General features: G+C 36.5%; 27 protein-coding genes. All 27 read right to left on the bottom strand.

Annotated elements, in window-relative coordinates; translation table 11 throughout:
• Positions 1 to 6: 6 nt before the first annotated feature.
• Positions 7 to 1293: a GTPase ObgE gene (gene obgE, locus T498_RS0113550; protein WP_036978601.1), complete on the bottom strand. Its 1287-nt coding sequence runs from the start codon at positions 1291 to 1293 to the stop codon at positions 7 to 9.
• 226 nt (positions 1294 to 1519) lie between these two features.
• A complete protein-coding gene (rpmA, locus tag T498_RS0113545) occupies positions 1520 to 1804 on the bottom strand; it encodes a 50S ribosomal protein L27 (RefSeq protein WP_015549701.1) in 285 nt (94 codons plus the stop codon).
• A 3-nt stretch (positions 1805 to 1807) separates the two neighbouring features.
• A complete protein-coding gene (locus tag T498_RS0113540) occupies positions 1808 to 2134 on the bottom strand; it encodes a ribosomal-processing cysteine protease Prp (protein WP_028236392.1) in 327 nt (108 codons plus the stop codon).
• A 2-nt stretch (positions 2135 to 2136) separates the two neighbouring features.
• Complete coding sequence (gene rplU / locus T498_RS0113535; RefSeq protein ID WP_028236391.1) at positions 2137 to 2445, bottom strand: 50S ribosomal protein L21; 309 nt, start codon at positions 2443 to 2445, stop codon at positions 2137 to 2139.
• A 149-nt stretch (positions 2446 to 2594) separates the two neighbouring features.
• A complete protein-coding gene (locus T498_RS0113530; protein ID WP_028236390.1) occupies positions 2595 to 2963 on the bottom strand; it encodes a hypothetical protein in 369 nt (122 codons plus the stop codon).
• Between the two features lie 101 nt (positions 2964 to 3064).
• Complete coding sequence (locus tag T498_RS15900) at positions 3065 to 3667, bottom strand: thermonuclease family protein (protein ID WP_051524829.1); 603 nt, start codon at positions 3665 to 3667, stop codon at positions 3065 to 3067.
• A gap of 2 nt (positions 3668 to 3669) precedes the next feature.
• Complete coding sequence (locus tag T498_RS16400; protein WP_028236389.1) at positions 3670 to 4596, bottom strand: ribonuclease E/G; 927 nt, start codon at positions 4594 to 4596, stop codon at positions 3670 to 3672.
• Complete coding sequence (locus T498_RS0113515; protein ID WP_028236388.1) at positions 4574 to 4852, bottom strand: DUF4160 domain-containing protein; 279 nt, start codon at positions 4850 to 4852, stop codon at positions 4574 to 4576. Before T498_RS0113515 ends, T498_RS16400 begins: the two co-directional genes overlap by 23 nt.
• Complete coding sequence (locus T498_RS0113510) at positions 4845 to 5114, bottom strand: hypothetical protein (protein WP_028236387.1); 270 nt, start codon at positions 5112 to 5114, stop codon at positions 4845 to 4847. The genes T498_RS0113515 and T498_RS0113510 overlap by 8 nt, the downstream gene beginning before the upstream one ends.
• 93 nt (positions 5115 to 5207) lie before the next feature.
• A complete protein-coding gene (locus tag T498_RS0113505) occupies positions 5208 to 5924 on the bottom strand; it encodes a TIGR03936 family radical SAM-associated protein (RefSeq protein WP_028236386.1) in 717 nt (238 codons plus the stop codon).
• Positions 5914 to 7782 (bottom strand): TIGR03960 family B12-binding radical SAM protein, encoded by a 1869-nt coding sequence (locus tag T498_RS0113500; RefSeq protein ID WP_028236385.1) that lies wholly within the window; start codon positions 7780 to 7782, stop codon positions 5914 to 5916. The genes T498_RS0113505 and T498_RS0113500 overlap by 11 nt, the downstream gene beginning before the upstream one ends.
• Positions 7783 to 7787: 5 nt before the next feature.
• Positions 7788 to 9068 (bottom strand): bifunctional phosphoribosyl-AMP cyclohydrolase/phosphoribosyl-ATP diphosphatase HisIE, encoded by a 1281-nt coding sequence (hisIE, locus tag T498_RS0113495; RefSeq protein ID WP_051524827.1) that lies wholly within the window; start codon positions 9066 to 9068, stop codon positions 7788 to 7790.
• A 19-nt stretch (positions 9069 to 9087) separates the two neighbouring features.
• Positions 9088 to 9681, bottom strand: a complete 594-nt coding sequence (gene hisB, locus T498_RS0113490) for an imidazoleglycerol-phosphate dehydratase HisB (protein ID WP_028236383.1) — start codon at positions 9679 to 9681, stop codon at positions 9088 to 9090.
• A 70-nt stretch (positions 9682 to 9751) separates the two neighbouring features.
• A complete protein-coding gene (hisD, locus tag T498_RS0113485) occupies positions 9752 to 11044 on the bottom strand; it encodes a histidinol dehydrogenase (protein ID WP_028236382.1) in 1293 nt (430 codons plus the stop codon).
• The gene (gene hisG / locus T498_RS0113480; RefSeq protein WP_028236381.1) at positions 11031 to 11690 is read right to left on the bottom strand and encodes an ATP phosphoribosyltransferase; all 660 of its coding nucleotides are present in this window, start codon (positions 11688 to 11690) and stop codon (positions 11031 to 11033) included. Before hisG ends, hisD begins: the two co-directional genes overlap by 14 nt.
• Positions 11690 to 12676, bottom strand: a complete 987-nt coding sequence (gene hisZ, locus T498_RS15890) for an ATP phosphoribosyltransferase regulatory subunit (RefSeq protein ID WP_036978655.1) — start codon at positions 12674 to 12676, stop codon at positions 11690 to 11692. The genes hisG and hisZ overlap by 1 nt, the downstream gene beginning before the upstream one ends.
• A gap of 142 nt (positions 12677 to 12818) precedes the next feature.
• Entirely contained in the window at positions 12819 to 13181 is a 363-nt protein-coding gene (locus tag T498_RS0113470) for a VOC family protein (RefSeq protein WP_028236380.1), read from the bottom strand.
• Between the two features lie 321 nt (positions 13182 to 13502).
• Complete coding sequence (locus tag T498_RS0113465; RefSeq protein ID WP_028236379.1) at positions 13503 to 14273, bottom strand: CPBP family intramembrane glutamic endopeptidase; 771 nt, start codon at positions 14271 to 14273, stop codon at positions 13503 to 13505.
• Positions 14274 to 14382: 109 nt separating this feature from the next.
• A complete protein-coding gene (locus T498_RS0113460) occupies positions 14383 to 14721 on the bottom strand; it encodes a DUF3795 domain-containing protein (RefSeq protein WP_028236378.1) in 339 nt (112 codons plus the stop codon).
• A 109-nt stretch (positions 14722 to 14830) separates the two neighbouring features.
• A complete protein-coding gene (locus T498_RS0113455; RefSeq protein ID WP_242839238.1) occupies positions 14831 to 15571 on the bottom strand; it encodes a TraX family protein in 741 nt (246 codons plus the stop codon).
• Between the two features lie 11 nt (positions 15572 to 15582).
• On the bottom strand, positions 15583 to 16422 hold the full coding sequence (locus tag T498_RS0113450) for a damage-control phosphatase ARMT1 family protein (RefSeq protein WP_028236376.1): 840 nt from the start codon (positions 16420 to 16422) through the stop codon (positions 15583 to 15585).
• Between the two features lie 116 nt (positions 16423 to 16538).
• Positions 16539 to 18155, bottom strand: coding sequence for a histidine kinase N-terminal 7TM domain-containing protein (locus T498_RS16395; RefSeq protein ID WP_051524825.1), 1617 nt, complete (start codon positions 18153 to 18155; stop codon positions 16539 to 16541).
• Between the two features lie 476 nt (positions 18156 to 18631).
• Positions 18632 to 18841, bottom strand: a complete 210-nt coding sequence (locus tag T498_RS0113435; RefSeq protein ID WP_028236375.1) for a hypothetical protein — start codon at positions 18839 to 18841, stop codon at positions 18632 to 18634.
• Positions 18842 to 18935: 94 nt separating this feature from the next.
• Positions 18936 to 19658: a LytR/AlgR family response regulator transcription factor gene (locus tag T498_RS0113430; RefSeq protein WP_036978598.1), complete on the bottom strand. Its 723-nt coding sequence runs from the start codon at positions 19656 to 19658 to the stop codon at positions 18936 to 18938.
• A gap of 94 nt (positions 19659 to 19752) precedes the next feature.
• On the bottom strand, positions 19753 to 20283 hold the full coding sequence (locus T498_RS0113425) for a Holliday junction resolvase RecU (protein ID WP_028236373.1): 531 nt from the start codon (positions 20281 to 20283) through the stop codon (positions 19753 to 19755).
• The gene (locus tag T498_RS0113420; RefSeq protein WP_028236372.1) at positions 20270 to 21205 is read right to left on the bottom strand and encodes an RluA family pseudouridine synthase; all 936 of its coding nucleotides are present in this window, start codon (positions 21203 to 21205) and stop codon (positions 20270 to 20272) included. Before T498_RS0113420 ends, T498_RS0113425 begins: the two co-directional genes overlap by 14 nt.
• Positions 21174 to 23147 carry a YgiQ family radical SAM protein gene (locus T498_RS15880; protein WP_036978596.1) on the bottom strand — a complete coding sequence of 658 codons (1974 nt, stop codon included), beginning with the start codon at positions 23145 to 23147 and terminating at the stop codon, positions 21174 to 21176. The genes T498_RS0113420 and T498_RS15880 overlap by 32 nt, the downstream gene beginning before the upstream one ends.
• Positions 23148 to 23171 lie beyond the last annotated feature (24 nt).

Genomic DNA, 23171 nt, shown 5'->3' with positions numbered 1-23171 from the left:
TACCTCTTACTTGTAATAATCAAATACTAAACCGTACATTCTAACAGTATCACCTTCTTGAATTCCCTTTTCTTCAAGAGCTTTAAGAATACCCTGAACTTTAAGGAAATTCTGGAAGAACATAAATCCTTTTTCAGATTCAAGATTAGTGTAGCCAAGCATCTTTTCGATACGAGGACCTTCAACAACGAAATCACCTTCATCGTTGATTTCAACAGTGTATGGCTCATCATCAAATGCTCTGATTGTAGGATCAAACTCCTGCTCGTAGACAATTGGAGCATCATCGCAAGTATCAAGCAAACGGACTACTTCATAAAGAAGTTCTTTGATTCCCTGTCCACTTACTGCAGAAATTGCAAATACTTTGATTCCCTTTGGCTCAAACTCTGCTTTAAGGGCATCTAAAACCTCATTGCCTTCCTGTCCAATAACATCCATCTTGTTTGCTGCGATAACCTGAGGCTTATCAAGAAGCTTCTCATCGTATGCAGCAAGCTCTGCAGAAATAGTCTTAATATCCGCAATAGGATCACGACCTTCTACTGAAGCGCCATCAACCATGTGAATGATGACCTTTGTACGCTCGATATGTCTTAAAAACTCGTGTCCTAAGCCGATTCCCTCTGAAGCGCCTTCAATAAGACCTGGGATATCTGCTATAACAAATCCATTTATATCATCAACATCAACAACACCAAGATTTGGGCTAAGTGTTGTAAAATGATAATTTCCAATTTTAGGAGACGCATTAGTTACACGTGAAAGGAATGTAGATTTTCCTACATTTGGATATCCAACAAGACCTACATCAGCAATAACCTTAAGCTCCAAAAGAACCTCAAGTTCGATTGCATCTACACCTGGCTTTGCATACTTAGGTGCCTGCATGGTAGATGTAGCAAAATGCTGATTACCAAGGCCGCCTTTACCTCCTGGAAGTACCACCTGACGTTTATTATCGCCTGACATATCAGCAATAACTTTTCCGCTTTCGGCATCCTTTATAACTGTGCCTTCTGGTACTTTAAGGATGAGATCCTCACCATTCTTACCATGGCAATTATCCTTTCCACCTTCCTGACCGTTTTCTGCAGCAAACTTACGTCTATGACGGTAATCTGTCAATGTGTTAAGACCTGGATCTACCTCAAAGATTACATCTCCGCCTTTTCCGCCGTCGCCACCATTTGGGCCACCATTTGGAACATATTTTTCGCGTCTGAAACTAACGTGGCCATCGCCACCTTTACCTGACTTAATAATAATTTTTGCTCTATCAGCAAATGACATAAAAACTCCTAATCCGCCGATTTATCCGCGCTATTAAAAAGACCGTTCTGTTACACTCACAATCCTAATAGTTTTCCGCTCAGTATAGAAAACTTCGCTTGAAAACAATTAGAGATTGTTAGCTACAGAACTCCTCTCAAACAGCTAAAATCAGCTATTATGATTAACTACGTTGTTACTAAAAAAACGACCCGACTTACGTAATACGCGTAGTCGGGTCAATCAATTACTGTTCTACTGGATAGACAGAAGCCTGCTTCTTGTCTCTACCTTTTCTTTCGAAACGAAGTACTCCATCAACTAAAGCAAAAAGTGTATCGTCTCCACCGAGACCTACATTGTTGCCTGGAAGAATCTTTGTACCACGCTGTCTGTAAAGAATATTGCCAGCCTTAACGAACTGACCGTCTGCTCTTTTTGCGCCTAATCTCTTAGACTCTGAATCTCTACCGTTCTTTGTAGAGCCTACACCCTTTTTATGAGCGAAGAACTGAAGGTTCATCTGTAACATGTCTTACACCTCCTTGTATTGTAATGAAATGTATTCATCACCGTATTGTTTTTGAATTTCGTCTAAACCGAGTAACAAAGAATCTAATAAAAGCTTAGATTTATCAGAAAGCTGTTCTGGAAAAGCCATGAGTAAATGACCTCCATCTTCAGCAGCATCAACTGTAAAAGCATCATTGGTAAATCGTTCAATGCTATTAAAAGTGTTGATAGCTAAAACTGAAACTGCGGCGCAGACAATATTTTGTCCAGCCTCAACATCACCAGCATGACCATCTAATGAAATCTGCTTGTACTCTGTTCCCTGCTTAGTAATAATAACGGAAACCATAATTAGCCGTTAATCTTCTCAATCTTAACCTGAGTGAAAGCCTGTCTGTGGCCATTCTTCTTGTGGTAACCTGTTTTTCTCTTGTACTTGTAAACGATTACCTTCTTACCTCTGCCTTCTTTAACAACAGAAGCCTCTACTGTAGCACCCTTAACTGTTGGGTCGCCAACCTTGAGATCCTTGTCGCTAACAGCAAGAACCTGATCAAAAGTAACCTTCTCACCAGCTTCTACACCAAGCTTTTCAATGGTAATGATATCGCCTTCAGAAACTTTGTACTGCTTACCACCTGTTGCAATAATTGCGTACATGGTTGCTCCTCCTTTTTATCATTACTCGCCAGTTTCGGTGGTGTTTCGGAATGAAACACACTTAAAAAACCACACTGAGCGGCATACTCAAGTATATTAACATAGGTTTTTCACTACGTCAATGCAAAATAAAAAGAAAATTCTTAAAATTATTCTATAGTATGAGCATCCCCTAAATGCTTCTTTAGATAAGCATCAAGAGAGCTAAGATTCTTACCTGTTGCGTCTCGTATCTTTTTTACTTCATCATCAAGACAGTGTTTGCAAGTCCTTCGCAAATCCTCTTCTTCATTTTCAGCAAACCAGGTATTGAACTGCTCCGAAAGCTCTGTCCCTTCTCTGAAGTGGAACTTACTAAGCTGCAACGTAAGCTGTGATAATGCCCTTACTCTGACTGCTTCTCTTGCTTCATCAGTAAGATTTACTTCTGGAAAAGATTTGTTATATTTGACAATTTCCTCATCAGCTATCAACTTAGCCTTTTCTTCAACAACATGTATAATATCGTTTAATTCCATAATCTAAGCCTATCCCTTGTAGGATTTTTCCTTTCTGAAAATGAAACATTAGATACCAAAATCATGCTACATTATATCACGCTATTATGTTTAAATTGTGCTTACCAAAGATCCTTAAAGCCTTGATACTGCCATAGCCCTGTATTATCATCTCTAGCTTCATTCATAAGCTTTTGAAGCGTGTCATCATGGGCTACAGTTGGCTCGTATCTTTTAGCAACACCGTAACCATCTTTTACTATTATGGCATTTACCATATATTTTTCTATATTAGTCTCGTCAAATGTATCTTCCACATCCTGAAGCCAGATATATGCCAAAGTTCTATCATACTGGTCATCATCATCAATATCATACTCCAGGTAGACTGTGTCTGTTTCAGAAAATAATTGCTTAGTATAGTCTGATGCCATCACACCATACTCGTTATTGCGCTCTTCTTCTTTGGCAACAGACTCAGGAGTATCAATGCCGATCATGCGAACACGCTGCTGATTGCCTGAGGCATCCTCAACAATAATTGTATCGCCATCTACAGTTCTGATAAATTTAACAGCTTCCAAATTGCTCTCCTCTTGGGCTAGCCCCTTATCATCTGCCTTGACACCCTCACCAAAATAATTAGTCATCAGCTCAGGTACGCCTACACCAACCATAATCGCAAAAATAATGATTACGATTCTTTGCTTTATATTACTTTTCATCATTAAGCTCCCTTTATACCCTGAAGCAAAGGTGCAAAAACTCTGCTTCTTGTGATTTCTAACAAACCTAGATTTGTAAAACCATGAATGGTTATTTGTGAATAATCATAAGAAAATATATGCTTAGCTAATTCCATAAGCTCAGCCTCTTCTTTCTTAGACACCTTTAATAAATCAATAATTATTATACCTGAAATAGAACGAAGTCTCACTTGCTTTGAGATTTCAGATAAAGCCTCAATATTAGTATTCATAGCATTTGACTTGCCATAGCTTTTAGATGTATTAACATCTATTACAGTAAGTGCTTCTGTAGGTTCGATGACTATATTGGCTCCTGATTTCAAGTGAACTACTTTAGATAACGCTTTATCTAATATTGCATTTAGGCCATACAGGTTCCATAAAGTTATCTCTTCATCTTCATAAAATCGAACATTTAAGTTCTTCTTAAAAATCTCAGACAAATCTGAAATTATTTCACATTCACCGTTAACGATATGCTCCAAATAGTAATTAACGAAACCATAATTATTGGGGCAATCATCTAAAGAGCAAATAAAGTTGCAGGAATATGGCTTCACACCTTTTCTATCCTGAGATATCTGAACATAAAACTTATCAGCCTGACATACTAGCTTTTTTTCAGAATGTCTTACTAAAAAACAATCCGGCTTAAGCTTTCTATTTTCAATAAATCCTTTATCCCCTGAATCCAGCTTTACAATGCATGCTTCTATATCGTTTAGAACTTTTTCTACAGTAGCTTCATGAATCTCACCAACTTTTGAAACATCCAGATTAACAATATCTACAACGTTATCTTTCTCATCAAAAGAAACAAGGAGCCGAAGCTCCTTATCTAAATATTCACCTTTTGTAATTATTATTTTTTGTATTTTCATATCAGCAAAAGAATTTAATTTCATCAGTTACAAAATGCTTTTTCCATGCATCACATATAATAAAAAACTGCACAGAAATAATTTCCATTAATTCATTTAATTCTTTTTTAGGAATATTACTTCCATTACTTGCAAGGATACATCCACCCTTACTAGTTAACCATATTTTAGTACCATTAATAGAGGGTTGTCCCTTAGAAACATGTACATGGATAGGTTCATTATTTTCATTTGACCAAAAATAAACTTTATATCCACTAACTGTAAAAATACTAGGCAATATGAATACCTCCATTTGCGGCATATTTATATAAAAGATGAGCATTGGACTTTAAAAATTGCTCAAAAAACTCAATTTCTTCTTCGGAATATCCTTCTTTTATTAGCCACTTATATGTAGGCAATTCACATCTCGCAGTATTGAACCCATCATTAGTTGGTCTTTCAAAATGAACAATCACTTTTTCAATATTGTCTTCATGTATTATTTGCGAATGAACAATTTCTGTTCCATCAGCCATTGTAATATAAGGATACATCATATATTTTGTCTCCTTTGAATTATTAATTACTTCTAATTAAATTTTAATTACTTTTACATCAAAAAACAACCATAACGGATTCAAAATATCTTTTTAACGCTCATCTCCTATGTCTCCCAAAGAAACAAAGTTATCAGGTTCTCCTGTATACATATCTGTTCTGTGGATATCAAGTGAAAGCTCATCAAACTCTGGCAATCCTAAGAATTCATGAAAAGCCTTTATCACAAGCTCTGGTTTGATATTGTCGGTACTTCCTGATGATAAAAGTAAATCATAAACAGGAACGCCTTCCTTTACCTCCAAGTTAAACCTGTAAATCAAAGGCTTTAAATCAAGCTCTCTTTCACCTTTTTTTGTCTTCTTGACAATATTGATGCTTGCTGCCTCGTCAAAGAATTTTTCCTTGAGGTCTTTAATATTTTCAATATAGCAGACATCATCCTTAGAGTCCTTATATGTCACTGTATAGCTGGCTGCTGTAACAGCACTCATACATTTTTCCGCCGTATCTGGCAGGTATTTGAAGCTTGTAATAGCAAGCCCTTCAACCATATTTACATTTAATGCTTCAATTCCTGATGCAGAAGCCACCTCTTCTTTTATATCAATGTCCATGTACTCTCCAGAAGATGTAAGACCTACGCCAAGTGGCGCAGCAAAAGACATAATCTGATGTGGATTAAAGCCTTCAGAATATCTGATAGGAAGACCAGCTCTTTTTACAGCCTTTTGGAAGAAACGCATTAAATCCAAATGGCCAACATATCTCATTATTCCTGTTTTTTCAAATCTAACTCTAACGCGCATTGTGACATACCCCCGATCCGATTCTTGCAGAGCCACAACCACTGCAGCCCATTTTACAGTTAGGAGTAACCTTTGCGTTCATAGCGTTATTCCATTCACGTTTTAAGAAATCTTTTGTTACATGACAATCAATGAAATCCCATGGGAAAATTTCATCCAAGTCACGCTGTCTGTAAGCATAAAAATCAATAGAGATATTGTTCTTTTCAAATGCAGCAAGCCACTTATCAAAATCAAAGTACTCACCCCAGGCATCAAAGAAACATCCGCTATTATATGCATCTAAAATCGCTGGGCAAAGACGTCTGTCACCACGAGCAAAAACACCTTCAAGTACAGTTACATCTGAATGATGCCAATTGTATTTAAGAGACTTTTGATTGAGCTGAGCTTTCATCTCGTCATTAACAACCTTGGCTCGGCGCAAATATTCTCCTGCTTCGTACATTGGAGCCCACTGGAATGGTGTAAATGGCTTTGGCACGAAGAATGATGTAGAAATGGTAATCTGACATCTACCCTGACGCTGCTCCTTTGGAACAGTCTCGTAATATGCAGCCGCTACGTCATTTGCAAGGCGTGGAATAGCCTTCATATCTTCGTCAGTCTCAGATGGCAAGCCAAGCATGAAATAGAACTTAACTTTATTCCATCCACCTTTGAATGCCATTGTTGCACCGCCAATGATATCTTCAACAGTAAGACCTTTATTAATGACGTTACGCATTCTCTGAGAGCCTGCTTCTGGAGCAAAGGTAACACTTGATTTTCTAACATCCTGCACCTTGCTCATAACATCAAGTGAGAAAGCATCAATTCGTAAAGACGGTAATGATACATTAACACCTTCTGATAAACAATCATCAATAAGGAAATCCATAAGCTCGCCAAGTGCATGGTAATCACTTGATGAAAGGGAACTAAGACTGATTTCCTCGTGACCTGTTGAAGCTAAAAGCTCTTTCGCTTGAGCTTTTAGTACCTCTACAGACTTTTCTCTATTTGGTCTATAAATCATGCCAGCCTGACAGAATCTACATCCACGGATACATCCGCGCTGAATTTCCAAAACAACTCTATCCTGAATTGCACGGACAAAAGGTATAAGCATTTTGGTAGGATAAGGTGATGAATCCAAATCCTTTACTACCTGTCTTACAACAGTTGAAGGCACATCATCATAAATAGGCTTAAAGCTTTCGATGGTACCGTCAGATTCTTTATATGTAACCTGATATAGACTAGGTACGTATATTCCTGGAATGTGACTAGCTTTGTGTAAAAACTCAGCTCTATTAAAGCCAGCGGCCTTACACTCTTTGTATAAATCAAGAAGTGCACCGTAGCTAGTCTCACCCTCGCCAACATAAGCTAAATCAATAAAATCTGCTATTGGCTCTGGATTGGTAGCACAAGGGCCACCTACGATAACGATTGGATCATCATTTTCTCTATCTCTAGATAAAAGAGCAACGCCAGCCAAATCAAGAATCTGTAAAATATTTGTATAGCACATCTCGTACTGAAGTGTCATACCAATGAAATCAAATCCCTTAATTGGATCTTGAGATTCCAACGCAAAAAGAGGTATATTCCTTTCCTTCATCAGATTATGTAAATCTGGCCAAGGCGAATATACCCTTTCACAATATGTGTCTTCCCTACGGTTTAGCATATCGTAAAGAATAGCTATTCCAAGGTGTGACATACCAACTTCGTAAACATCAGGAAAGCACATAGCAAATCTGATGTCTACGTCAGCTGGATTCTTTTTCACGCTATTAAATTCGTTGCCGATATAGCGAGCAGGCTTATCAATCTGCATCAAAATATCGTCAGGTAAAGCAAGTCTTTTCATATAAATTATCTCTGAGCTAACTCCGAAGTGATATCTTCCCAAGTAACTCCCTTTTCAGCCATAAGAACCATTAAGTGATATAAGAAATCAGAGATTTCGTATTTGGTCTCCTCAGCATCAGGATTCTTGGCCGCGATGACAATTTCAGTAGCCTCTTCGCCAACCTTCTTGAGAATTTTATCAAGGCCCTTATCAAACAAATAATTGGTGTAAGAACCTTCCTTTGGATGTTCCTTTCTGTCCATGATGACAGCATAAACATCCTCAAAGACTTTAAGCGGATTACGCTCAACATACTCCTTTTTAACAATCTCGTTGAAGAAGCAGCTAGGTGCGCCAGTGTGACATGCAACTCCAACTTGAGAAACTTTCGCCAAAATAGTATCAAAATCACAGTCAGCCGTCAATGACTTAACGTACTGATAGTGTCCACTTGTCTCGCCCTTGACCCAAAGTGACTGTCTTGAGCGTGAGAAGTAAGTCATCTTGCCTGTGCGGATTGTGGCGTTGAGAGAATCCTCATTCATATAGGCAACCATAAGGACTTCGCCTGTCTGGAAATCCTGAACAACAGCAGGAACTAATCCATCTGAATTAGGCTTTAAATCCGCCCATGTAAGCTTTGGTTCGAAGTTGTCCATCTTTATTCCGGCATCAGATAATTCGCTCTTAATCTGCATAACATCAGATTTGGTGTCATTGATAAAAGTACCAGAAATACCACGAATCTGATCTGATTTGAGAAGCTTTAAAACATAATCAAAATCATAATCATCCACTTGAACAATGTAAGGGATGTTGGTGATGTTCTCGAGACCCTCTAAAAGTGTTGTGTTCATAATGAGAAGCTCGTGAACATTATCTTGTAAGAAATCCTTTGTCTTAAAAAGGAAATCAACTGTCGCAAGACTGACAAGCATTTTATTAGCACCAAAACGAGCTGATGCCTCTTTGATAAGATCGATTGTCTCTGGTTTTGAACCATTTAAAATAACTTCAACGCATCCTGCGTAAAGAAGCTTTTTAACATCTTCTAATCGCTTGATATTTCCGCCACCTGCTGTTTTAACCTGAACATTTCTATTGATTTCGCGAATGGCTAAAATATTCTTTTCGTGCTCATCATCATCAGTTGATAAATCATAGCAAATGATTTTATCAATTCCACTATCATCATAAACTGATGCAAGTTCTAAAACGTCCTTCTTTTTATCAAGTTCTGTAGGACTCTTAACTGCCATACCATCCTTAATATAGATAGTGGCAACCATATTCTTGTGTTCCATAATTATGCTCCTTAAATATCTAGATAGTACCCTTCGTGGTCATGGCATCCTTTATGCGAGGGTCTATGACGGTAGCCTCATCTAATGCCTTTGCAAAAGCTTTAAACATAGCCTCTGCCATATGATGAGAATTACCAGGAGTGAGTACCTTAATATGTAAATTCATCGCTGCAGAATAAGAAATTGCATAGAAAAATTCCTTTACCATTTCTGTATCCATGTAACCGATTTTCTCGGTTGGAAAATCTGCTTCAAAGGAAAAATATGGCCTACCTGAAAGATCGATAGCAACCATAACCAATGTCTCGTCCATAGGAAGAATGCAACTACCATATCGCTTGATTCCACGCTTGCTGCCGCATGCCTTTTTAATAGCATTACCAAGCACAATGCCTGTGTCTTCGATGGTATGATGACAATCTACCTGTAAATCCCCCTTGATTTCAGCTGTCATATCAAACAGTCCGTGACGCGTAAAAGCATCTAACATGTGATCAAAAAAACCTATACCAGAATTTACATTACAATTACCTACCCCATCTAATGAAAAGTCAATTGTAATATCTGTTTCTTTTGTTTTTCTAGCTATACGAGCTCTGCGTTCATCAGACATAATTCACCCCAAATTTTTAATATTTCAACCAAAACTATTATACCCAAAATAAAGTAATATTTAAAGCAGATTATATATCTTCAAATCTCACTTTAATTGAATTTGCATGAGCTGTAAGTTGCTCGTTATTTGCAAATTTTACAATGTCTGGATAAACAGCTTTTAGCGCTTCTTTCGAGTAAGAAATAATGCTAGATTTTTTGATGAAATCATCCACTGAAAGAGCTGAGAAAAATCTAGCTGTACCGTTTGTAGGAAGGACATGATTTGGACCAGCAAAATAATCTCCAAGAGGCTCGGAAGAATACTGCCCCAAGAAAATTGCACCAGCGTTTTTGATATATGTCATGTCCTCAAATGGATTTGCTGTAACCACTTCAAGATGCTCAGATGCTATAGCGTTTACGCAATCGATAGCGTCCTTTTTGTCATCTGCGATAAGCAAATATCCAAAATTATCAAGGGACTTTTGAATAATATCCTTTCTTGAAAGAATCTTTACGAATCTTTCAATCTCACTTTCAACTTCATCTGCAAGCTTTGCTGATGTAGTGACAAGAATTGCAGATGCAAGCTCATCATGTTCTGCCTGTGATAATAAATCTGCAGCAACATATGTTGGATTTGCTGTCTCATCTGCAAGAACAAGTATCTCAGATGGTCCTGCAATAGAATCAATAGAAACATATCCAAATACAGCCTTCTTTGCAAGGGCTACAAAAATATTTCCTGGGCCTACGATCTTATCAACCTTAGCAATACTTTCTGTACCAAAAGCAAGAGCTGCTATGGCCTGTGCACCACCGCATTTATAAATAACATCAACGCCTGCCTCATTTGCAGCTACAAGTGTGCCAGGGTTAACTTTACCCTCTTTGTCGCATGGGGTTGTCATGTAGATTTCTGGAACCCCGGCAACCTTTGCCGGCATTACATTCATAAGTACAGAGGAAGGATACACTGCCTTGCCACCTGGAACATACACGCCAACCTTAGCAAGAGGTGTCACCTTCTGTCCAAGAATAATTCCTTCTTCAGATGTAAACCAGCTATTTTGCTTTTGCTTTGCATGATAGCGTTCGATATTAACGAGTGCCTTTCTAATGACCTCTATCAACTCAGAAGGCACCTTAGTGTAAGCCTCTTCTATCTCTTCTTTAGTAACGACTATATTAGAAGCATTTATATCTGCTCCATCGAATTTCTTCGTATATGCGAATACTGCCTCGTCGCCTTTTTCTCTTACCGTATTTACGATATCGTTTACGGTACTTTCATACTCAGTATATTGGCTTGGGCTTCGCTTAAGAAGTGACTCTAAAATATTATCAATTGTATCTTTTGTAAGCTTAAGCTTTTTCATTTTCAAGAGCTCCCTTCAACCTTTCAATAAGGTCTGTAATTCTTTCATTTTCCATCTTCATTGAAACCTGATTAACAACCATTCTTGCAGATAAAGGACATACTTCCTCTAAAACAACAAGGCCGTTTTCTCTAAGTGTAGAACCGGTCTCAACAATATCAACTATAACCTCAGATAAACCTACAATAGGCGCAAGCTCAATAGAGCCATTAAGCTTAATGATTTCAACTGTCTGATTCTTTTGGTTATAGAAATAATTCTTGGCTATTCGAGGGTACTTGCTGGCAACCCTGATGAGCTCATGATGTTTCAAAAGCTCTGCTGCTTCAGCAGGTCCGCACACACACATACGGCATTTTCCAAAGCCAAGATCTAAAACCTCATAGATGTTTCTGTTTTCCTCAAGAATTGTATCCTCTCCAACAACACCTATATCCGCAGCACCATATTCAACGTATGTTGGAACATCTGGCCCCTTGGCAAGGAAGAATCTAAGCTTTAATTCCTCGTTTGTAAAAATCAGCTTTCTGGTATCAGGATCCTTCATTTCTTCGCAAGTGATTCCAATACTCTCGAAAAGCTCAAGTGTTTTTTTAGCTAATCGCCCTTTTCCAAGGGCAAATGTTAAATATCTATCTTCACTCATTACCTTCTCCTAAGTGCTAACATTAACTGGTCAACTGTTATAGCAAATCCAATAGCTGGTGAATCCTTTCCAAAGTGTGAAAGTAGCGAATCATATCTGCCTCCCTTTACAAGCGGTTCGCCAACACCATAAGAATATCCTGTAAAGATGATTCCTGTATAATACTTGTACTCTGAAATCATACCAAGCTCAAATGATATATATTCCATAACTCCGTTTTTATTAAGTAATTCGTATAGCTTAGTAAGGTATTCCAAAGCATCATATACTTTTTTGTATTTTTTAGCTTTTTCCATATATGGCGCCCACTCTTTAGGTGAGTTCATAATTTTGCCTGTAATATCAAATAAATCAATCAGGCCCTTACTTACTTCTTCCTGTTCAAGAAGCTCCTTTGCACCGAAGAAATTTTTATTTGATATAAGATTAATCAGATTCTCCTCTTTGGCCTCTGATAGATTTGCAGCATCAATCAATCCTCTTACAACATCTATATGACCTACACCGATTTCAAATTCTTTTAGTCCAACATTTTTTAATGCATTAACAACGATTGTAAGAATCTCTGCATCAGCTGTAGCTGAGCTGTCACCTATAAACTCACAACCTGCCTGGGTGCTTTCTTTAAGGCGTCCCTGAAGGCTATGATAATTAATAAATACATTGCCCTCATAAGAAAGCTTTACTGCTTCATCTGTGTCTGAAAAGTACATTGCTGCAGCTCTAGCAACTGAAGGTGTAATGTCAGGTCTCAAGACTAAAGTATTTCCATCTCTGTCAAAAAACTTGAACATTTCATTTGATTTGCAAGAACCCACCTCTTTTGAAAAAGTATCGAAATATTCAAAAGTAGGTGTGGAAATAGGCATGTAACCTGAGCCCTTAAAACACTTTCTTAAATTGTAAAGAACATCTAAACGCTGCTCATATTCACTGTTATAGATGTCTCTTACTCCCTCTGGAGTGTGTAAAGTTAGATTTTTCATTTTCCCACCTCGCACTTTAGTCTGATAAAGAACTAAAGTGATTATACATTATAATACACTCTAAGTCAACAATGTACCTTTATTATAATGCAAATAAGGCAAGACCATCAAATTTTGCGGCCTTGCCTTATTAAAGAATCCTTTACGCTGGCGTTCCTACCTCTATAAGATTTCCATCGAGATCATAGAAGCGAATCACTTTCTGTCCCCAGGAATGAGTCATTAACGTATTTACGAATTCAGTATCTGGATATAGTTTTAAAAGCTTTTCTAAGAATTCCTCAATATTTGATTCCTCAAAGTAAAGCTCACTACAGTTTCCCTTCCAAACAGTGTCCTTTCCAAGAAATTCCTTCCAGTACTTTTCTTCCTGAAGTACTAACCCCTCTGTCAAAATCATATTACCATCATTATCTAAAATCATATCAAGACCGAATAAATCATGATAATACTTCTTAGATTTTTGTATGTCTTTTACTACAATTAATACATTTCTTAGTTTCATAGGTCTTATCTCCTAAACTACTTTTGCTTCCATTAATCTAAATTGCATGTATCTAAGCAATATCAATTATATACATGCTGTAATTAAGGTTGTATAAAATCCATTTGCATGTATCTGAAACACTTTTCTTTAAATACTTGCAAATCACTTTAGATACCAACTTCATTTTGCATGTAACCAACTATAATTTCAATATTTACATGCAATTCTCTTTAATAAAGCTCCTATTATTGCATGTATCTAGCTTAAATTAATAAAATGATTGCAAAATACTAAGAATAAACCTTGCGAATGTATCCCATGCGATCGTATAGCATATCGCTATCGCCTCTTTACTAAAAAATATATTATTCCAATAAGCAAAATATAGACTAAAGAAAGTATTGCATAAAATAGAATCCCTACATTCAAAAAGCAATACAAAAAGTTAAAGCAAAAATGAACCACGATTCCATAAATAAGATTATCATTGCCTTCCATAAAATAATTCATAATAAAGCAAAGACCACTCATTACAATTATATTTGAGACAATGTATGGAAGCATATCTAGACCTTGAAAATCTGAATCTACAAACCACAAAACTGTATGCCAGAAAGCCCAGATAATTCCCTGGAGCATGCTTGCATAAAAGAAGCTATATTTTGAGTTAAGATATGGCCTCAAGTATCCTCTCCATCCAGATTCTTCTCCAGTCGGACCAGTAGTTATCGAAAATAAAAACGATGCCCACAATGGATATGCTCCCAGCTCCCAGTATGACTGAAAGGACTTCCCCTGTACGATAGATAATAAAAATACTGTAATAAGAGTTGCCGTTAATGTAATACCGCCAGCCATTATTAGCTTTAAAAGAGATATCTTGCCGCTAAAGGCCCTCTTATAAAAACCACCTATAGATTGATTCGGACAAAAATATCTAAACCCAGCTAACAGAACTATAGTAGGCGCCCAGGCACAAACATTTGAAAGCACTCTCATCACAACAGGAGGACAGTGAAAAACCATGCTAGCTGTCCCACAAATTCCAAGAACCATAAACCAAAATACTAAATATGTTGATATGATATATCTTTTAACACGTTTCTCCATTTACTTTCCTCTGCACATTTGCATCCAATTATTCAAAATCGCATTTGCTCATCCGTATGGAACCAGTGCTCTCCTCCCTCCATAATAGTTTCATACTTATCAGATGTTCCTATTTTCCTAGCAGACGTTCTTTTGCCTCTAGACTATTATTTATAATAGCGCCTACTTTAGGGCAAGAGTTAATTTCTTTACAAGTACCACATGTATCCATTTCTTTTGCCATTGCGCACTGTCTTACAGGACACATAGATTCACAATATGCAAACTTGATTCCTTCCATTCTACAGCCTACACAATTAATCATTTCTGGCCTAATATCAGCCTTGTTCATTTCTGACCATTCTTTTGCAACCTTTTTTCTAAGTTCATTGTCATCATTAATTGTCGCTAACCGAGCCTCACAACTCTCACAATCCAAACCACAATACGCAATAAATTTGTTATCCATAATTAAACTCCTCCGTTACCTGTTATCCATTATTTTATCTATAAATATAATAACATCAATAAAAAAACAGGCATAGACCACACTGTTTTATGCCTGTTTTACACTTATGCTAAATACAAATATTAATATTTCCATATACGTATATACGAATTAGTCCAATAATAAATAAATGTAAAGGATAATAAATATAGAAAACCCATTTCATGAATCTTGCATTACCGCGTGTTCCATTATATAGCTTCAAAATCGGATATACAGTTAATACCCCAACTAATTCAACTGCGTATACTTTGCTGACAAATAAAAAGGAGACGATGCCATAAACAGCAACCCACCCAAGCATTCCTATCATTTGCTTTTCTAAATTACCTCTTTTATCGTACATCCATAAAATAGCAAGCACTGCTATACAGCTCCAATCAGCAGGGAACGTACTTAATATGAGGATGGTAATAACACATCGCTTAAGCAGCCAAATATCAGCCTTCCAATTATCCTCTAAATAAAGAACAACCACTGCAATAAACAGCGGATACATTACGCTTGTTCTATTAAATATGCTTCCAGTAAAAGGATTTAAACTGATTCCAAAGCAAAAACAATATGCAAAGTGAGAAATCAAGGCAAATATGCCAAGACGCATCATATATTTCTTTGCATCTTTCGTGTAATGATATCCCTCGCAGATAAAGAACCACATGATTGGTGCTGTAATACGTCCAATAAAATGCAATACAAATGCCCCAGCCTCTAAAGGGAATCCTGGATACAGCAAATCAGCCCCATGATCTATGGTCATTGCGATTATTGCGATTAGTTTAAGATGATTGGAATTTAAAAGTCGTTTCATATTTTTAATAATCATTCCTCTACAAATATCCCTGTCAGTTTTGGTACATTAAATCGATTTATAAACAAGTCGCATTTACATAAGAATGTATAGAATGCATGATGTCCTTCGCCAGCAAAAGATTCATAATTAGCCTGGCCTTTCGCAAATATTATATCTGAATTATCAATTACAGATTTTGCCTTATCAGGAAGCATTTTGTAGACTGTGCCTGCCATTCTTCTGCCGTTGGTAATTATAGTACCTAGAGTATCAAGTCCCACATATCTTGCATCTTCTAAGGTAGCATCATTATATATATCAGCACCTCTAACCATAACAGTGATTTCCAAATTAGGGAATCTCTTTTTTAATTGTTCCAACATAAGTTTATCTAAAACTATTTCCCCGCAGTTGTCAGTTAAAAGCAGAAAACTCTTGGCTTTAGAGCACTGTCTACAAAAAGAATCATAAACTTCCATTTCAGCCTCACTCATTTTCGTATTATCAAATAAACCAATAAATGTTTCTTTATCAACTGAATCAAGAGCTGCAAAATCAATATAATTTCCAATTCTAGCCATGATAATCGATGTTGCAAGAGGATCTACACTTGCTTCTATGTCTTTTCTGATATCGTCTTCCATAGAAAGAACTAAATCATTATATTCCTTTTTTTCAGCAGACAAATCATCCAATGGCCCTATATACTTTTCATGTAGTTCGTTGAATTGCATAACTAGCTCTGAGCTTGTAATATCAGCTGGCCTATTATCCAATATATCTTTTATCTTTTTAAGATAATCTGCATTGTCTGTTTTAGCGCATTGACGATTGTACATGCAAGCGGCGCAACTATCACTAAATTTCATAAAAACTAACCTCTTTTATACAAAAATATTAAACTCAATAATCTGTCTGGAACTCTAATTCTCTACATTTCCATTCTTCACCAAGCTTTAACATCTAATACATATCTCCAATCATATCATAGAATTAATCTAACTTTAAACACCTCATCTTCAGCGATATATCTAATGTCACCATCTACTTCTTCTATGAAAGCAAGCACACTTTTTGTGCCAACTCCATGGTTAGCTTCTAAGCTATAAGGATGCCCCTTGTCATCAAGCGAAACCATTCCTTCACAAGAATTTACAACTTCAATCAAAAGCTGGCTTTTATACTTGGCAGTTACTTCAATAAATCGCTTACCTTCAGGAAGAGCTTCGCAAGCATGAATAGCATTCTCTAATAAATTACTAATAACAATAGCAAGCTTCATTTCATCAATTGAAAGCTCAAAAGGAATATTCGTATATACGATAGTTTTAATACCATTATTCTCAGCAATGTTTACATAGTGAGTTAGAGCCGCATTTACAGTAGCATTATCGCAGTAACGCTTTGCGGACCTTGGCTCAATTGCCATACGTTCCTCAAGGCATTGTTTCGCTTTATCTATATTTCCCTCTTGAAGTAGGGATAATAACAGAGCCTCAAAATGTCTTCTATCATGACGCATTGCTCTATCTTGTTTAATTAATTCCTCTGTCGTAAGTAAACGCTCTCGCATTTTACTTGCTGCCATTTCCAGTATGGCTGCTTCTGATTTCAGCTTATATTCATTTTGCTTAAGAACAGTAGTATCAATTAGCGCATAAAGCTCTCCAATAATCTCATCATCAACAAAAAGCTCCTTCCTCTCTGGAGTATAAAATCTATCCCCAAAAGTTAGAGACCCTCCGGTGGATATAACTTGCTGCAGCTTATTAATTACTTCATCAGGGCTTACATTGATATCAGGAAATAATTCTTTAACATGCTCGTTATAGTACTGAAGGTTCCCCTCTGAATCTACTGCTATCACTCCTTCAGAAAGCCTATCTATGATATATTCTTTTGCTAAATCTATGATACCCAACAGATTGTATCTAAAGATTGCGATGAATATGAATATAGTAAGGACTACGTTTCCCAAAACTGAAATATCAAAGAAATATGTAATAAAGAGCAAGTGTAATATCTGAATAAGATATAGGATTGTTTCAATCAGAAAGCCTGCAATAATAATCAATATTCGTTTTCTTGCTGTCTTACCTGTGCAGTTTATAAATGATTTTATTAGCCAGTAAAAGACTATTACTATTATCACAACCTGATACATCATAAAGATGTTGTGAATAATTCCATTTCTATGCAACAGTACTGGAAACAGTTTTCTCTTATCAAAATAAGTCATTGAATAGTACAGACTGTGTTGTTGAAATGTGAACACAACAAAATAAACGGCAATATCAAATATGATAAAGCCATTTATAAGAAATTTGGGTAAAGCCACATGACAAAGCTCCGCAGAAAACATAAACAGTGAGAACAGAATCCAAACTCTTCCCGCATATGAAAACTTAAGCGCTGCAATATATGCATCCTCTGTTTTAGATACCAGTTGCAGCAGATAGCCTATATTATTAACTATCATCACAACACAGTTCAAAAACAGATATGCATGTAGCTTATTTTTTAGATTTTTAAATACAATATAGCCTTCAAAAAACATGGCTAATATACTGAGAAAAATAGCCCCTAAAAGAATCTGTTTCATTGATTATCTCCCGTCATATTTTCATAACTATGATAACACTATCTATAATTCATTCAAATAGTATTAACTCCAGGGTCTATAGTTAAGCGGCTTAGTGCAGCCTAAGCTTGAAGCAACTCCTTCCATCTTTTTTACAAAAGTAGTTTTAAACATGATACCAAGTAAAATTCTTAAAGGAAGCGGATAATAATCAGGCCCTGCAAATTTCTTTGCAACTTCTCTACTAAATCCATTATCCTTTACATAAAATTCGACTATTTCTTGATATAATTCAGTTACTCTTTTTTCTTCCTCTTCAAAAAATCTTACGTTGAAATTATTTCCACCAGTTAATATACCACCACATCTAACACCCAGGTACTTTGGAAGGCTTTCAAGAAAAGCAACTCCACGTTCAGCCTGGCTCGCTTCGCCAAAACATTTCCTTGACTATCTTTTGTAGTATCTATTAATAGAATCATATTCCCTCTCCTAACTTAATTTATTTTTATCTTCTTTGGCCAATTACAAATCCCCACCTCTAAAGCAGTTTCTTCCTGAAGATGAAAATCTGCATATTTGCAGTACCAGCATCCTTTTATACAGTCAATAGAGTCCTCTCTTGGTGTATATGCTGGGCAAATGTCATTCGGCCAAACACTACCGTCTCTTTTTGGAATGTCGTACACTTGATTTTCTCTTGTCATAACGTTTCCTCATTTATTAATATTTGTTTGTATTTTAAAGCATATAAAAAAACAGAGCTGAATCGCACTGATTCAACTCTGTTTTACACTTAATTTAAAATCTATAATCCATGTAAGCTTCCATTACCTGAGAATATCTACTTTTCGATACAGGAATTACTTCTTTGTTTCTGAGGGTGATATCTGTCTTTGTAAGCTTGTCAATGGATGAAATATTTACAGCAATAGATTCATGGCATCTGACAAACAACTGACCTTTATGATTTTCTTCCAGGTATTCAGAAAACCCAATTCTTAGAGTAGGTGTTGAAACAACTTCTCCTGAATGCAGATGATACGACACAACATGATTACGATATTCTATGAAAAGTATATCGTCTATACGAAGTGTCTGATACCCGCCCTTTACCTTTATAACAATGCTCTTATCATTCTCTAAATCGACACGAGATATAGCCATATCCAAAGTGCTATATAACTTATCCTTTTGCACTGGCTTAAGAATATAATTTATAGGGTTAACATCAAAGGACTCCAGTGCAAATGAGCTTTCTGATGTAGCAAAAATAATCTGAGCCTCAGGCTGATTCCATCTAAGCTCCCTTGCTGCTTCTATGCCAGTTACCATAGGCATAACAATATCAAGCACATATATATGAGGTCTAAATTCCTCACATTCTTCTATCAAAGAATCGGGATGATTAAACACTTTAACATCTGCTGAAATATTATTATCTTTCAAATAATCATCTACAAGGTTAGCAATTCTATCTCTATCAGCTTTATCATCGTCGCATATTGCTATTTTTAATTCCATTTCGTCTCCGCCTTTTGCTATATCAATTATTTTTTATAATATAACAACACAACAAGTGACAATCTGTCTTGCACTGAATTGTAACAATTCTACACTAATTTCTAGAGCTCAAATCTACATTAATCATATCTAGATACGGAACAAGCAAATTAGGCTTAGTGACAAAGAAGTATTTTTCATCTAATTCTTCAATTCGAAAGCTCTTCCTTCCGCCCTCTAACATTCTATCCCAGAATTCCTTTAGTTTTTCATATGTAAGATAGTAATAAACATCCCTCTCACTAAAGAAAATAAGAATAAATGCGAGTCCATCCTGGGATTCCCACTTGCCCATAAAATCCACCTGGTGCTGATGAATATTTTGCAAAGGAAACGTATCCTTATTACACTCTTTGGCATCGAAACATACAGGGATTCCCTGAATAGCACCTACGTAATCGACAGTAGATTTCTGATCAAAATATGCAAGAGTAATATGCCCCTTTGTATCCATATCAATAGGCGTAATCGGCGTAGGGATTTTTTGAATAAGAGCTAAGCCATTCTCAGCGTAGACCTCATTTGTTTTATTTATAAATTCTTCAAAGGTGGAGCCTCTTAAGCCCCTTGATTTATAAGTAGCCATTAAACTCCCTTGGCAAATCGCAGACAAACTTTCTTCCATCTTCAAACTCAATTGAATATGCATGAAGAAGTTGTCCTCTAACTTTGCGTTCTTTATTAATTATCGTATTTCCGTATTTATTATCACCTAAAATTGGATGTCCTATGGACGCCAAATGGGCTCTAATCTGATGAGTGCGGCCAGTAATAAGATGAATCTCAAGTAATGTGAAATCATCTCCAACATGTGAAATAGGTCTATAAGCTGTCTTTATAGGCTTAGAATCCTTTGTTTCTTTCTCACTGATAGAAACTTTATTTGTAGCTTCATCCTTAGATAGAAAGCCTTCTATCTGCTGATTATCATCAATCCTGCCTAGTACCACCGCTCGATATAGCTTTTTGCAGCTTCTTTCTTTAAGAGCTGCGCCAAGCTGTTGTGCTGCATGAAGATTCTTTGCAAACAGCACAATGCCAGATGTATTTCTATCAAGCCTATTGCATACGCTCGGATGAAAATGCTTAAAGCTTTCCTCTGAAAGCTGGTCAGATGCAATCAAATAAGATATTGCCATCTCATTGATAGAAACATCAGATGGTGCATCCTTTTGGGATTTAACACCAGCAGGCTTATTGATAATTATCATATCATCATCTTCAAAGACAATATCTATGTCGTTATCAATTTCTTTGATTGAATAATAAAGCAGATCCTTATCTGATGTACCTGCCATTTTTTCAAATGTCTCATCAGAAAACCATATCTTTACATCATCACCTGTATTAAGCTTTTCTGAACCATCAGCTTTTTTATCATTAAGTGTAATATTCTTTTTGCGAAGCATCTTGTAAATAAAGCTTGTACTTGCATTGGGAAGAACACGCTTTAAATACTTATCAAAACGCTGATTGCTATCGCTTTTTTCTATTCTTAGTTCTTTCATTTGGTCTACTTTGCTTGCCAGAATTCTTATTTCTAGCTGATTTATTTTTATTTACATGCTCAGATTTCTTAGAGTTCTCATGGCTTGAATTTTTATGATTAGTATTTCCCTTAAAACCATCAGTCTTTTTGAAATCTTTGCCTTTTATCTTTCTTGGTGGAATCAAGCATTCTTCACCGAATCCAATTAAATCTTCACGGCCAGCCTTCAGCAAAGCCTCTTTTACAAGATCATAGTTTTCTGGTCGCTTATACTGAATAAGAGCACGCTGCATAGCCTTTTCGTGAGGATTCTTACAAATGTAGACAGGTTTCATATCCCTTGGGTCAATCTCTGTGTAATACATTGTAGTTGAGATTGTGCTTGGTGTAGGGTAAAAATCCTGTACCTGCTCTGGCGATAAATGATGATCACGTAAATACTCTGCAAGTGCAATAGCATCATCAAGAGTCGAACCTGGATGTGAACTCATTAAATATGGTACCAAATACTGTTTTAATCCAAGCTCTTTATTAATCTTTGCATATTTGTCGCAGAAGGAATTATATACAGATATATCCGGCTTTCCAAGGTACCCCAGTACATTATTAGAAATGTGCTCAGGGGCAACTTTTAATTGGCCACTGATATGATACTTGCATAAATCCCTAAGGAATGTATCATCCTTATCGTACATTACATAATCAAAACGAACTCCGGAGCGCACGAAAACTTTCTTTACCTTAGGAAGCTTTCTAAGCTTTGTCAGAAGGGCTACATAATCCTTATGATCAACTTCTAGATTTGGACATTTTTCTGGCACTAGGCACTGTCTATTAGTGCACACTCCCTTTGTAAGCTGCTTCTTACATGAAGGATTTCTAAAGTTGGCAGTAGGGCCACCAACATCATGTATATATCCCTTAAAATCAGGATCTTCAGTGATAAGCTTTGCTTCATCTATGATAGACTCATGGCTTCTAGACTGAATAATTCGGCCCTGATGAAAAGTAAGGGCACAGAAATTACAACCTCCAAAACAACCTCTGTTACTAATCAAAGAAAACTTAACTTCTTTGATAGCTGGAATACCTCCATCCTTCTCGTACATAGGATGATAGGTGCGCATGTATTCGATCGCATAAACATCATCCATCTCCTGCCTTGTAAGAGGCTTCTGAGGCGGATTCTGAATAACGAACATAGCTCCATCATAGGTTTCAACCAGCTTCTTTGCTGTGAACGCATCCGTATTTACGTATTGAGTGTAAAAGCTTTTCGCATAAGTAGCCTTATCTGCTTTTATTTCCTCATAGGAAGGTAAAATAAGGCCATCCTCAGTAAAAGAAGCGTCTCTTGTCTTAAATACAGTTCCATCGATGTATGTGATGTCTTTTACATCCATTCCAGATGCAAGGCAATCGGCAATTTCGATAATTGAACGCTCACCCATACCATATGAGATAATGTCAGCACCAGAATCTAAAAGTATTGAACGTCTAACTTTATTTGACCAATAGTCATAATGAGCGAGACGTCTAAGAGAGGCCTCGATTCCTCCAATAATAATAGGCTTCTTTTTATATGTGTGCCTTATCAAATTACAATAAACGATTGTGGCGTAATCTGGTCTAAGACCGATTTTACCGCCCGGAGAATAATTATCGTAATCACGTCTATGTTTTGAAACACTATAATGATTTACCATAGAATCCATATTACCAGCACTAACAAGAAAGCCTAGTCGTGGCTCTCCCAGTGCATTTATGGAATCATCATTCTTCCAATCTGGCTGTGGGATAATTCCGACAGAATATCCATTTAATTCAAGAAGGCGGCAAATAATTGCCGCCCCAAATGAAGGATGATCTACATATGCATCACCACAAACATAAACAAAGTCAAGCTGTGTAATGCCTCGATCTTCCATATCTTTTTTACTTACTGGTAAAAATCTTTGCATACTTTAAATCTACAAAAACCAATT

Origin of the sequence: Pseudobutyrivibrio sp. MD2005 (assembly GCF_000621865.1) — a bacterium.
Taxonomy (GTDB): Bacteria; Bacillota; Clostridia; order Lachnospirales; family Lachnospiraceae; genus Pseudobutyrivibrio.
The sequence above is the reverse complement of the archived record's forward strand: the minus strand, read 5'-3'. Positions and strand labels throughout refer to the sequence as shown.

Excerpts from the sequence above, each read along its gene's own strand:
- obgE (WP_036978601.1), bottom strand. The coding sequence starts at position 1,293 with ATGTCATTTGCTGATAGAGCAAAAATTATTATTAAGTCAGGTAAAGGT.
- rpmA (WP_015549701.1), bottom strand. The coding sequence starts at position 1,804 with ATGTTACAGATGAACCTTCAGTTCTTCGCTCATAAAAAGGGTGTAGGC.
- T498_RS0113540 (WP_028236392.1), bottom strand. The coding sequence starts at position 2,134 with ATGGTTTCCGTTATTATTACTAAGCAGGGAACAGAGTACAAGCAGATT.
- rplU (WP_028236391.1), bottom strand. The coding sequence starts at position 2,445 with ATGTACGCAATTATTGCAACAGGTGGTAAGCAGTACAAAGTTTCTGAA.
- T498_RS0113530 (WP_028236390.1), bottom strand. The coding sequence starts at position 2,963 with ATGGAATTAAACGATATTATACATGTTGTTGAAGAAAAGGCTAAGTTG.
- T498_RS15900 (WP_051524829.1), bottom strand. The coding sequence starts at position 3,667 with ATGAAAAGTAATATAAAGCAAAGAATCGTAATCATTATTTTTGCGATT.
- T498_RS16400 (WP_028236389.1), bottom strand. The coding sequence starts at position 4,596 with ATGAAATTAAATTCTTTTGCTGATATGAAAATACAAAAAATAATAATT.
- T498_RS0113510 (WP_028236387.1), bottom strand. The coding sequence starts at position 5,114 with ATGATGTATCCTTATATTACAATGGCTGATGGAACAGAAATTGTTCAT.
- T498_RS0113505 (WP_028236386.1), bottom strand. The coding sequence starts at position 5,924 with ATGCGCGTTAGAGTTAGATTTGAAAAAACAGGAATAATGAGATATGTT.
- T498_RS0113500 (WP_028236385.1), bottom strand. The coding sequence starts at position 7,782 with ATGAAAAGACTTGCTTTACCTGACGATATTTTGATGCAGATTGATAAG.
- hisIE (WP_051524827.1), bottom strand. The coding sequence starts at position 9,068 with ATGGAACACAAGAATATGGTTGCCACTATCTATATTAAGGATGGTATG.
- hisB (WP_028236383.1), bottom strand. The coding sequence starts at position 9,681 with ATGTCTGATGAACGCAGAGCTCGTATAGCTAGAAAAACAAAAGAAACA.
- hisD (WP_028236382.1), bottom strand. The coding sequence starts at position 11,044 with ATGAAAAAGCTTAAGCTTACAAAAGATACAATTGATAATATTTTAGAG.
- hisG (WP_028236381.1), bottom strand. The coding sequence starts at position 11,690 with ATGAGTGAAGATAGATATTTAACATTTGCCCTTGGAAAAGGGCGATTA.
- hisZ (WP_036978655.1), bottom strand. The coding sequence starts at position 12,676 with ATGAAAAATCTAACTTTACACACTCCAGAGGGAGTAAGAGACATCTAT.
- T498_RS0113470 (WP_028236380.1), bottom strand. The coding sequence starts at position 13,181 with ATGAAACTAAGAAATGTATTAATTGTAGTAAAAGACATACAAAAATCT.
- T498_RS0113465 (WP_028236379.1), bottom strand. The coding sequence starts at position 14,273 with ATGGAGAAACGTGTTAAAAGATATATCATATCAACATATTTAGTATTT.
- T498_RS0113460 (WP_028236378.1), bottom strand. The coding sequence starts at position 14,721 with ATGGATAACAAATTTATTGCGTATTGTGGTTTGGATTGTGAGAGTTGT.
- T498_RS0113455 (WP_242839238.1), bottom strand. The coding sequence starts at position 15,571 with ATGAAACGACTTTTAAATTCCAATCATCTTAAACTAATCGCAATAATC.
- T498_RS0113450 (WP_028236376.1), bottom strand. The coding sequence starts at position 16,422 with ATGAAATTTAGTGATAGTTGCGCCGCTTGCATGTACAATCGTCAATGC.
- T498_RS16395 (WP_051524825.1), bottom strand. The coding sequence starts at position 18,155 with ATGAAACAGATTCTTTTAGGGGCTATTTTTCTCAGTATATTAGCCATG.
- T498_RS0113435 (WP_028236375.1), bottom strand. The coding sequence starts at position 18,841 with ATGACAAGAGAAAATCAAGTGTACGACATTCCAAAAAGAGACGGTAGT.
- T498_RS0113430 (WP_036978598.1), bottom strand. The coding sequence starts at position 19,658 with ATGGAATTAAAAATAGCAATATGCGACGATGATAAAGCTGATAGAGAT.
- T498_RS0113425 (WP_028236373.1), bottom strand. The coding sequence starts at position 20,283 with ATGGCTACTTATAAATCAAGGGGCTTAAGAGGCTCCACCTTTGAAGAA.
- T498_RS0113420 (WP_028236372.1), bottom strand. The coding sequence starts at position 21,205 with ATGAAAGAACTAAGAATAGAAAAAAGCGATAGCAATCAGCGTTTTGAT.
- T498_RS15880 (WP_036978596.1), bottom strand. The coding sequence starts at position 23,147 with ATGCAAAGATTTTTACCAGTAAGTAAAAAAGATATGGAAGATCGAGGC.